Here is a 391-nt window from a genome sequence, read left to right on the forward strand (position 1 = left end):
ACCGCCGACAATGCCGGGGGTCAAATGCTCCGGTTGAATCGCGCCGGGTGCAACATGACGACCTGCCACCGAGCCATCCGCCAGATGCTCCGCTTGAATAGACGATGACGTCAAGTGCTCGCTGCCAATAATGCCGGAGGCCAAATGCTCCGGCTGAATCGCGCCGGGTGCCAGGGCTTCCTGCCCTACCGAGCCGCTCGCCAGATGCTCCGCTTGAACGGACGATGACGTCAAGTGCTCGCTGCCAATGGAAGAAGGAGCAAGGTGATAGCTCTGCACACTCGCCTCCTCCAGATGGCGGGACTGGATGGAGAAGGAAGCGAGCTTCGAGCCGTCCACCGCCTCGTCCTGTAGATCTGCGGAGCCAACCGCGCCTTCCGCCAGCCGGTCG

General features: G+C 62.9%; 1 pseudogene. It reads right to left on the reverse strand.

The annotated features are described in order from the left end of the window. A pseudogene (locus tag L692_RS32250) lies at nt 1-391 on the reverse strand (hypothetical protein); the annotation flags it as partial.

Origin of the sequence: Paenibacillus forsythiae T98 (assembly GCF_000520735.1) — a bacterium.
In the GTDB taxonomy this organism is placed as follows: domain Bacteria; phylum Bacillota; class Bacilli; order Paenibacillales; family Paenibacillaceae; genus Paenibacillus_AQ; species Paenibacillus_AQ forsythiae.